This window comes from Bradyrhizobium sp. STM 3809 (genome assembly GCF_000239795.1).
Classification (GTDB): domain Bacteria; phylum Pseudomonadota; class Alphaproteobacteria; order Rhizobiales; family Xanthobacteraceae; genus Bradyrhizobium.
Genome location: NZ_CAFJ01000750.1, coordinates 1 through 8,986, shown reverse-complemented (window position 1 = coordinate 8,986; position 8,986 = coordinate 1). Strand labels below are relative to the sequence as shown.

The following is an 8,986-nucleotide window of genomic DNA, read 5'->3' as shown; positions in this document are numbered from 1 at the left end:
TCTGGCGGCCGACGTTGCTAACGGGAGCAGACAAGAGCGCGATACCGCGCTCGAGATGATCTCCAGTGAGCTGAGGGCGCCATGGCAACGAGACGAGGGCCGCAGATCGTCGAAACTCCCACCGAAGCGCGACAGGGCGAGCCCGGTCCGTCGGTTCTGGCCATGCTGGCCATCTCCACCGGACTGGCGTTGCTGGTGCTAGGCCTCGTGTGGTTCGTTTTCTTCCACACCTGAAGGCCGTCGAGACGTAGGTCGCCCCGCGACGACGTCGCGGCGTCCTTGCGTCGGCCGGCACTCATCGCCTCGTCACCCATGAAGCCCGGCCACCCCAGTGGCCGGGCTTTTCCTCGTGGCGTGCCAGAGCTTATATCTGCCCCAATTCTGTCGGCCCTTGCCGGCTGTCCTGGCCGAGATGACCAAAAAGTAACCTGTCGGCCGGGTTCCGTTCATGCGCGGTTCACGGCCTTCCGGTTCATCTTGAGGGCAGAAATCGTGCAGTTCAGCTTTGGAGGCAAGCGTGCGTCTGCTCGTTGTCGAGGACGATCCGGATCTCAACCGCCAGCTTACGACGGCGCTGAGCGACGCCGGCTACGTCGTGGACCGTGCGTTCGATGGTGAAGAGGGGCACTACCTGGGCGACAGCGAGCCCTACGACGCGGTCGTGCTCGACATCGGCCTGCCCAAGATGGACGGCATCTCGGTGCTCGAGGCGTGGCGGCGCAATGGCCGGGCCATGCCGGTGCTGATCCTGACCGCGCGGGATCGCTGGAGCGACAAGGTGCAGGGGTTCGACGCCGGCGCCGACGACTACGTCGCCAAGCCGTTCCATCTGGAGGAGGTGCTGGCGCGCATCCGTGCGCTGCTGCGCCGCTCGGCGGGTCACGCCCAGAGCGAGTTGACCTGCGGCCCGGTCACCCTCGATACCCGGACGGGTAAGGTCAGCGTGTCGGGCAATCCCGTCAAGATGACGTCACATGAGTATCGCCTGCTGTCCTATCTGATGCACCATTCGGGCCGCGTCGTCTCGCGCAGCGAGCTGGTGGAGCATCTCTACGACCAGGACTTCGACCGCGACTCGAACACCATCGAAGTGTTCGTGGGCCGTATCCGCAAGAAGCTCGACTGCGACGTGATCCAGACCGTGCGCGGTCTCGGCTACCTGCTCACCCCGCCGCCGACCGCCGGCGCCTGATCCGTCCCGGCGCCCCCACCATTCGAGGTGGCCGGGCGCCGGCCGTTTCGCTAATTTGCGGCCATGCGCCAGAGTTCACTTGCCACCCGGTTGTTCCTGTCCGCGACCGCGTGGCTCGTGGTCATTCTCGCCATCACCGGCATCGTGCTGTCCTCGGTCTATCGCAACGCGACCGAGCGGGCCTTCGACCGCCGGCTCAATCTCTACCTGCGGACGCTGATCGCCGAGGTCGCCACCCCCGACGACCCGCCGGACCGGCAATTCCAGTCGCTCGGCGAGCCCTTGTTCGAGCTGCCGCTGTCCGGCTGGTACTGGCAGATCACCCGCACCGACACCGAGAAGCCGGAGGTGCGGGCCTCGCGCTCGCTCTGGGACAAGAAGCTGCCCAAGCTGGAGGAGCAGGGGATCGATCTCACGGCTGCCGGTATCAGGATCGGCTATGTCGAGGGACCGGAGAATCAGGACCTGCGCATGGTCGAGCGTCCCGTCGATCTCGGCTCCGACGGCAAATTCCTGGTCAGCGTCGCCGGCGACGCCTCCGAGATCTTCGACGAGACCCGCAGCTTCGATTACTATCTCGGCGGTACCTTCACCGCGCTCGGCATCGTGCTGCTGCTGACCACCATCTTCCAGGTGCGCTACGGCCTGGCGCCGCTTAAGCGCATCTCCGAATCGATCGCCGACATCCGCTCCGGCCGGGCCGAGCGGCTGGAGGGCGAATTCCCGGTCGAGATCGCGCCGCTGGCGCGCGAGACCAATGCGCTGATCGACGCCAATCGCGAGATCGTCGAGCGCGCGCGCACGCATGTCGGCAATCTCGCCCACGCCATCAAGACGCCGCTGTCGGTGATCGTCAACGAGGCGACCACGCACGCCGCCGATCCGTTCGCCGCCAAGGTGATGGAGCAGGCCGACGTGATGCGTGACCAGGTCGCCCACCATCTGGAGCGGGCGCGGATCGCGGCCCGCGTCAGCATCGTGTCGACCGTCACCGAGGTCGCACCGGCGATCGAGGCGCTGCGCCGCACCATGGAGAAGATCTACCGCCAGCGCAGCATCGTGGTCGAGGCGACGGCCGATCCGGCGGCGCGGTTTCGCGGCGAGCGCCAGGATCTCGAGGAGATGGTCGGCAATCTGGTCGACAATGCCTGCAAATGGGCGGCCTCGCGCGTGTCTGTCGAGGTCGCCGTCGAGCCGCCGGCCCAGGCGGGCGCGACCTCGACCCTGCGCATCGTCGTCGACGACGACGGCCGCGGCCTGTCGGCGGCGGAGCGCGCCCAGGTGCTGCGGCGCGGTCAGAGGCTGGACGAGTCCAAACCGGGATCCGGCCTCGGGCTGTCGATCGTCACCGATCTGGCCGCGCTCTATGGCGGCCGCCTGACGCTGGGGGATGCGCCGATCGGGGGTCTCAGGGCCGAACTGCGGCTGCCCGGCGTTTGACGGGGCGGCGAAATGCGCGATCCTAAAGGTGTTCTTAACATCGCGGACGGTAAGGTCGGTGCAGGGGTGCGCGATGTGCGCTCTCGCCGTGGAAATTTGCACGCCGGCGCATGGGTCAGACAGCTCACGAGCGATTGAGGGAGTATCTCGGGCAGCTGCCGCCGAACGCGCAGTCGCTTCTGATGCGCGAATTCGAGCGTGCGATCGAGCGCGGCCAGGACGTGGCCGTGGCGACCCTCGTGCTCGAGCAGTTGCGCAAGGTGGTGCGCCCCGCAGCCCCGGCTGCTCCCGCTGCGCCGGCCCCCGCAGCCGAACCGGTTCGCCCACCGCCCGCCATCGAGGTCGCCCGGGCTCCGGCCCGTGAGGACCGCCGTCAGAGCGGCGACGGGCCGCGCCGGCTGTTCCGGCCGCTCGAGCCGTTCCTCACCGATTCCACCGGTCCGCTGCGCCCCGGGCAGATCCGCCGCGCCTCGCTGCTCGCCGTCTGGCAATGGCTCGGCCGCGAGGGCGCGCCGGAGCGCTATGCCGAGTTCGAGGCCGCGATGTCCACGGCCAGCGACGGCTCGCGCGAGGTCGAGATGGCCGCGCGCAAGCTGCAGCTGGCTGCTGCCGAAGCCCTCATGAAGCTGGTCGGCCCCAACGCCACCGGCGATCGCCAGCGCGCGCTCGCCCGCATCGGCGCGCCGAGCGTGATCGAGGACCTGCTGCCGATCGCGCTCGTGCTGCAGAACCGCGAGGCGCTCGACGGTCTCAATGGCCGGTTGCCCGGCATCATCCGCGTGCTCGGCGATTCCCAGATCGCCTCCGTCTCGGACGCCATCAACGTGCCGTCGCTGCAGACGCCCCTGATGCTGCCGTTCGCGCTGTCGCTGGTGATGCAGCGGCTCGCCTCGCCGTGGCAGATCATCCGCCTGGCCATCAAGATCGCCGCCTCCGACGACGAGATCCGGGTCGCCGCGACCCCGTTCGGCATCGCCGTGACCATCGCGCTCAACGACCTCGCCAACCTCGCCTCGCTGCTGCGCGCCGACATCCGGCGCGGGCACTTCGCCAATCTCGGCGACACGCTGAAGAGCCTGCATGACGGCGTCCGCGGCCTGCGCACCGAGCTCGACCTGCGCTCGGAATCGACCTGGGGCAAGCAGCTCACGGCGATCCGCGCCGACATCTCCAATGCGCTGCAATCTGAGATTGATAGCGTGCCGGGCAGGGCCCGCCGCATCCTGCGCCAGCGCGCCGACAAGGACATTCCGGCCGGCGCCGGCGTCGACGCCGGAGAGGTCGAGGAGGTCGCGGCCCTGATCGAGTTCGTCGCGGTGTGCCGCAACTATGCCAGCGAACTCGCGATCAACGAGGTCACGCTGCGGACCTATACCGACCTGCAGCAATATGTCGAGAAGGCCACCGAGGCGCTGGTGCAGTCGCTGCGCTCGGGCGATGCGCGGGCGCGCGCCTATCGGCAGTCGCAGGTCTCCGCCGCGATTCGTTTCTGCCACGTTCTGTTCGGCAATGATTATGCCCAGTTGATGAGTAGGTCTGCCGAGAACGCCCTGAACGGTGAGCGAAAATCATCGCGCGCCGGCTAGTACTTTCTGGCTATAGTCTGACTATTTCGTAGACGCAATTTTAGGTTGACCGCGTGCTGCGGCCCCGCATAGGTTCCCGCCGTCGAGTTCCATACGTTTTCAATCAAGACCATGATTTCAACCATCAACTTCGTCGAGGTCGAGAATCGCGTCGTCAGCGCGACCTATCGCAACCTCATGATCAAGGCCAAGGTCGTGCTCGTCGACAAGACGAGCGGGACGCAATTGCCCGATCCCGTCACCACCATCGCGTCGCCGGTCCCGGTCGGCTCGCTGCGGATCCGCCTCAACGACCGGGTCCGGCCGGGGACCTATTTCCTGGTGGCGCTCAACGGGCACGGCAGCTACCTGGCCAAGAGCGCCGAGTTCGAGGTCCCGTAATTACGTAATCCTCCTGAGTTTTTCGCGGTGGGCGACTGCGGTACCAGGGCGGCAATTGTGAATTGCCGCCGGGAACGGTGCTGGGTAAAAGCGCGCCTGGGCGCCTGCCGGTGGGCGCTGAACGGAACTCTGTCCGATGACGCTCTGCCCGATGACGCGTTGGCTCCGATGACGTTGTGGTTCGTGTTCGCCGTGATGACGGCCGCGGCGATCTTCGCCGTGCTGCTGCCGCTCGGCCTCGGCGCGCGCTCCGCCTCGGATGGCCGCGAGGCCGTGGTCTACAAGGACCAGCTGGCGGAGATCGAGCGCGACGTCGAGACCGGGCTGATCGGCAAGGTCGAGGCGGAGGCCGCGCGGGTCGAGATCGGCCGCCGGCTGCTCGCCGCGGCGGATCAGGAGGGTGAGGCCCCCGCGAAGCCGAGCGTCGGCCTGCGCCGCGTGGCGGCCGTGCTGGCGCTGATTGGCGTGCCGGTCGTGGCGCTCGCGGTGTATCTTCCGCTCGGTTCGCCGCAAGTGCCGGACTTTCCGCTCGCCGCCCGCGCGACGCCGGCCGACGGCTCCCAGCCGCTGGAGAACCTGGTCTCGCAGGTCGAGCAGCACCTGCAGAAGAACCCGACCGACGGCCGCGGCTGGACGGTGCTTGCCCCGGTGCTGGCGCGGCTCGGCCGCACCGATGACGCGATCCGCGCCTATCGCAACATGATCACCTATGCCGGCGACGGCGCCGCCAAGCGCGCCGATCTCGGCGAGGTGATCGCGGCCGCCGCGGGCGGCGTGGTCACCGCCGAGGCCAAGGCCGAGTTCGAGCGCGGCCATGCGCTCGACGCCGACGAGCCCAAATCCAACTATTATCTCGGGCTCGCCGCCGAGCAGGACGGCCGCAAGGACGATGCCGCCAGCATCTGGCGCGCGATGCTGAGCAAGGGCCCGGCGGACGCGCCGTGGCGGCCGCTGGTGTCGGCCGCGCTGGCGCGGGTCGGCGGCGGCGAGGCGCCGCCGCTGCCGAACGAGGCGATGGCGGCCGCAAAAAGCATGAGCGACAATGACCGCGAGACGATGATCCGCGGCATGGTCGACCGGCTCGCGGCGCGGCTGAAGCAGAATGGCGACGACGTCGAGGGCTGGCTGCGGCTGGTGCGCGCTTATGTCGTGATGGGTGATCTCGACAAGGCCCGATCAGCGTTATCCGATGCGCGGCAGGCCGTGAAGGATGCCGAGCGGTTGCGCCAGCTCAACGAGGGCGTGAAGACGTTCGGGCTGGATGGATGAGGAGCGGCGCATCCGCCGCCAACGGGATTTTGGGATGACACGCAAGCAGAGGCGTTTGACGATCATCGGCGGGGCGCTGTTCGTGCTCGCGGTCGCGGCCGGGCTGGTGCTGAACGCGCTGCGCGACTCCATCGTGTTCTTCTCGACGCCGACCATGGTCGCGGAGAAGCACGTCGCGCCGGGCAAGCGCTTCCGCCTGGGCGGCCTGGTGCAGCCGGGCTCGCTGAAGCGCGGCGACGATCTCGCCGTCACCTTCGAGGTGGCCGACGGCGGCGCCAAGCTGCCGGTCGCCTACAAGGGCATCCTGCCGGACCTGTTCCGCGAGGGGCAGGGCGTCGTCGCCGAGGGCGCGCTCGACGCGTCCGGCGTGTTCAAGGCCGACACCGTGCTCGCCAAGCATGACGAGACCTACATGCCGAAGGAAGTCGCCGACGCGCTGAAGAAGCAGGGCCATTGGAAGGACGATTACGGCAAGCCGCAAGGCGCGGCCAAACCGGGCCCGGTGTCGATGCGTGAGGGGGCGGAGAAGACGGCCGCAGGAGCGACGCAGTGATTGCAGAGAGCGGACATTATGCCCTGGTGCTGGCGCTCGCGCTGGCGCTGATCCAGTCCACGGTGCCGATGCTCGGCGCGGCGCAACGCGACGTCGCGCTGATGAACGTCGGCCGCTCGGCGGCGCTGGCGCAATTGCTGTTCGCCGGCCTGTCCTTCATCGCGCTGATCACCCTGCACGTGACCTCGGACTTCTCCGTCGCCAACGTGTTCGAGAACTCGCACTCGATGAAGCCGCTGCTCTACAAGATCACCGGCGTCTGGGGCAACCATGAAGGCTCGATGCTGCTGTGGGTGTCGATCCTGGCGCTGTTCGGCGCCATGGTCGCGGCCTTCGGCAACAATCTGCCGCTGTCCTTGCGCGCCCGCGTGCTGTCGGTGCAGGCCTGGGTCGCCACCGCGTTCTATCTGTTCATCCTGACCACCTCGAATCCGTTTGCCCGTCTGGCCAATCCGCCGATCGAGGGCCGCGACCTCAATCCGGTGCTGCAGGACATCGGCCTCGCGGTGCATCCGCCGATGCTCTATCTCGGCTATGTCGGCTTCTCGATCTCGTTCTCCTTCGCGATCGCTGCCCTGATCGAGGGCCGCATCGATGCGGCCTGGGCGCGCTGGGTGCGGCCGTGGACCCTGATGGCCTGGATCTTCCTGACGCTCGGCATCGCCATGGGGTCGTACTGGGCCTATTACGAGCTCGGGTGGGGCGGCTGGTGGTTCTGGGACCCCGTGGAGAATGCCTCGCTGATGCCCTGGCTCGCCGGCACCGCGCTGCTGCACTCCGCGCTGGTGATGGAGAAGCGCAACGCGCTCAAGGTCTGGACCATCCTCTTATCGATCCTGACCTTCTCGCTGTCCCTGCTCGGTACCTTCCTGGTGCGCTCCGGCGTCATCACCTCGGTGCATGCCTTCGCCAGCGATCCCACGCGCGGCGTCTTCATCCTCGGCATCCTCGTGCTGTTCATCGGCGGCAGCCTCACGCTGTTCGCCGGCCGCGCCACGTCGCTGAAGCAGGGCGGGCTGTTCGCGCCGATCTCGCGCGAGGGCGCGCTGGTGCTGAACAATCTCTTGCTCACCGTGTCCTGCGCCACCGTGCTGTTCGGCACGCTTTATCCGGTCATCATGGAAGCGCTCGACTTCAAGCTCTCGGTCGGTGCGCCGTTCTACAACATCACCTTCGGCCCCTTGTTCGCGATCCTGCTGCTGATGGTGCCGTTCGGCCCGATGCTGGCGTGGAAGCGCGGCGACCTCGTCGCTGCGACACAGCGGCTGCTCGCCGCCGGAATCGTCTCGCTGGTGGCCATCGCCATCGCCTGGGCCTGGGCGCGCGGCGGCAGCGCGCTGGCGCCGCTCGGCATCGGCCTCGGCGTGTTCGTCATCGTCGGTGCCATCGTCGATCTGGTCGAGCGCAGCGGCGTCGCGCGCGTGCCGTTCAAGACGGCGCTGCACCGGACGCGCGGCCTGCCGCGCTCGGTGTGGGGCACGGCGTTCGCCCATGCCGGCCTCGGCGTGGCGCTGCTCGGCATCGTCTGCGAGACCACCTGGAACAGCGAGCTGATCTCGACCTTGCGGCCGGGCGACGTGCGCAACCTCGCCGGCTACCAGATCAAGTTCGACGGCATGAGCCAGCGCCAGGGCCCGAACTTCACCGAGGTCGTCAGCACCTTCGTCATCAGCGAGGACGGCAAGCAGCTCGCGGTCATGACGCCGAGCAAGCGCAGCTTTGCCACGCGCGGCATGTCGACCACGGAGGCCGCGCTGCTGACCCGCGGCGTCAGCCAGCTCTACGTCTCGCTCGGCGACACCACCGCCGATGGCGGACTTGCGGTGCGCATCTATCACAAGCCGCTGGTGCTGCTGATCTGGTTCGGCCCGGTGCTGATGGCGTTCGGCGGGCTGCTGTCGCTGTCCGACCGCCGTCTGCGCGTCGGCGCGCCGCGGCCGGCGCGTGCGGCGCGCGCGCTGCAGCCGGCGGAGTAGGGCGGATGCGACGCATTGCCAGTCTCCTCGCGCTCGCGCTGCTGCTCCTCGGCGCGCCCTTGGCGCATGCGGTGCAGCCCGACGAGATCATGTCGGACGCCGCCAAGGAGCAGCGCGCCCGCGCGCTGTCGCGCGAGCTGCGCTGCATGGTCTGCCAGAACCAGTCGATCGACGATTCCGACGCGCCGCTGGCGCGCGACCTCCGCCTCCTGGTGCGCGAGCGCCTCGCGGCAGGTGACAGCGACAATCAGGTGCTGGATTTCCTGGTCGCGCGCTACGGCCAGTTCGTGCTGCTCAAGCCACGCTTCGAGCGCCAGACCCTGCTGCTCTGGCTGCTGCCCCCGCTGCTGCTGCTCGGCGGCGGCGTCGCACTCTGGCTCCAGGTCCGCCGCCGCGGCCAGCGCGGCACTGAGGCGACGCCGAAGCTGACGTCGGAGGAGGAGGCGCGCATCGCCGCGCTGCTGGCCGAGCAGCAGCCGCCGGCGACGTGATTGCGCGCTACTTCGGGTTGCCGCGCCGCGCCAGACGCGGAGCCTTACCCTCATGGTGAGGAGGCGCGCAGCGCCGTCTCGAACCATGAGGCCACGGA

Annotated in this window: 9 protein-coding genes; all 9 read left to right on the top strand. The window is 68.4% G+C overall.

Annotated features, from left to right (window positions below; all coding sequences use genetic code 11):
* Positions 1 to 81: 81 nt before the first annotated feature.
* The 9 genes from BRAS3809_RS36935 to BRAS3809_RS32225 all read left to right on the top strand — a co-directional run bounded on the left by BRAS3809_RS36935 (position 82) and on the right by BRAS3809_RS32225 (position 8,888).
* On the top strand, positions 82 to 234 hold the full coding sequence (locus tag BRAS3809_RS36935; protein ID WP_170323364.1) for a hypothetical protein: 153 nt from the start codon (positions 82 to 84) through the stop codon (positions 232 to 234).
* A gap of 283 nt (positions 235 to 517) precedes the next feature.
* Positions 518 to 1,192, top strand: a complete 675-nt coding sequence (locus tag BRAS3809_RS32260) for a response regulator transcription factor (RefSeq protein WP_008966207.1) — start codon at positions 518 to 520, stop codon at positions 1,190 to 1,192.
* A gap of 63 nt (positions 1,193 to 1,255) precedes the next feature.
* Positions 1,256 to 2,632 (top strand): ATP-binding protein, encoded by a 1,377-nt coding sequence (locus BRAS3809_RS32255; RefSeq protein WP_035659964.1) that lies wholly within the window; start codon positions 1,256 to 1,258, stop codon positions 2,630 to 2,632.
* Positions 2,633 to 2,742: 110 nt separating this feature from the next.
* Positions 2,743 to 4,218 carry a hypothetical protein gene (locus tag BRAS3809_RS32250; protein ID WP_008966205.1) on the top strand — a complete coding sequence of 492 codons (1,476 nt, stop codon included), beginning with the start codon at positions 2,743 to 2,745 and terminating at the stop codon, positions 4,216 to 4,218.
* A 111-nt stretch (positions 4,219 to 4,329) separates the two neighbouring features.
* Complete coding sequence (locus BRAS3809_RS32245; RefSeq protein WP_008966204.1) at positions 4,330 to 4,599, top strand: hypothetical protein; 270 nt, start codon at positions 4,330 to 4,332, stop codon at positions 4,597 to 4,599.
* A 168-nt stretch (positions 4,600 to 4,767) separates the two neighbouring features.
* Entirely contained in the window at positions 4,768 to 5,868 is a 1,101-nt protein-coding gene (ccmI, locus tag BRAS3809_RS32240; protein ID WP_008966203.1) for a c-type cytochrome biogenesis protein CcmI, read from the top strand.
* 34 nt (positions 5,869 to 5,902) lie between these two features.
* Positions 5,903 to 6,421, top strand: a complete 519-nt coding sequence (gene ccmE / locus BRAS3809_RS32235) for a cytochrome c maturation protein CcmE (RefSeq protein WP_008966202.1) — start codon at positions 5,903 to 5,905, stop codon at positions 6,419 to 6,421.
* The gene (locus tag BRAS3809_RS32230) at positions 6,418 to 8,397 is read left to right on the top strand and encodes a heme lyase CcmF/NrfE family subunit (RefSeq protein WP_008966201.1); all 1,980 of its coding nucleotides are present in this window, start codon (positions 6,418 to 6,420) and stop codon (positions 8,395 to 8,397) included. The genes ccmE and BRAS3809_RS32230 overlap by 4 nt, the downstream gene beginning before the upstream one ends.
* A gap of 5 nt (positions 8,398 to 8,402) precedes the next feature.
* Positions 8,403 to 8,888 carry a cytochrome c-type biogenesis protein gene (locus BRAS3809_RS32225; protein WP_008966200.1) on the top strand — a complete coding sequence of 162 codons (486 nt, stop codon included), beginning with the start codon at positions 8,403 to 8,405 and terminating at the stop codon, positions 8,886 to 8,888.
* Positions 8,889 to 8,986 lie beyond the last annotated feature (98 nt).

Bases quoted from the DNA above. Each gene is read 5' to 3' on its own strand.
- BRAS3809_RS36935 (WP_170323364.1), top strand. From the start codon at position 82: ATGGCAACGAGACGAGGGCCGCAGATCGTCGAAACTCCCACCGAAGCG.
- BRAS3809_RS32255 (WP_035659964.1), top strand. From the start codon at position 1,256: ATGCGCCAGAGTTCACTTGCCACCCGGTTGTTCCTGTCCGCGACCGCG.
- BRAS3809_RS32250 (WP_008966205.1), top strand. From the start codon at position 2,743: ATGGGTCAGACAGCTCACGAGCGATTGAGGGAGTATCTCGGGCAGCTG.
- BRAS3809_RS32245 (WP_008966204.1), top strand. From the start codon at position 4,330: ATGATTTCAACCATCAACTTCGTCGAGGTCGAGAATCGCGTCGTCAGC.
- ccmI (WP_008966203.1), top strand. From the start codon at position 4,768: ATGACGTTGTGGTTCGTGTTCGCCGTGATGACGGCCGCGGCGATCTTC.
- ccmE (WP_008966202.1), top strand. From the start codon at position 5,903: ATGACACGCAAGCAGAGGCGTTTGACGATCATCGGCGGGGCGCTGTTC.
- BRAS3809_RS32225 (WP_008966200.1), top strand. From the start codon at position 8,403: ATGCGACGCATTGCCAGTCTCCTCGCGCTCGCGCTGCTGCTCCTCGGC.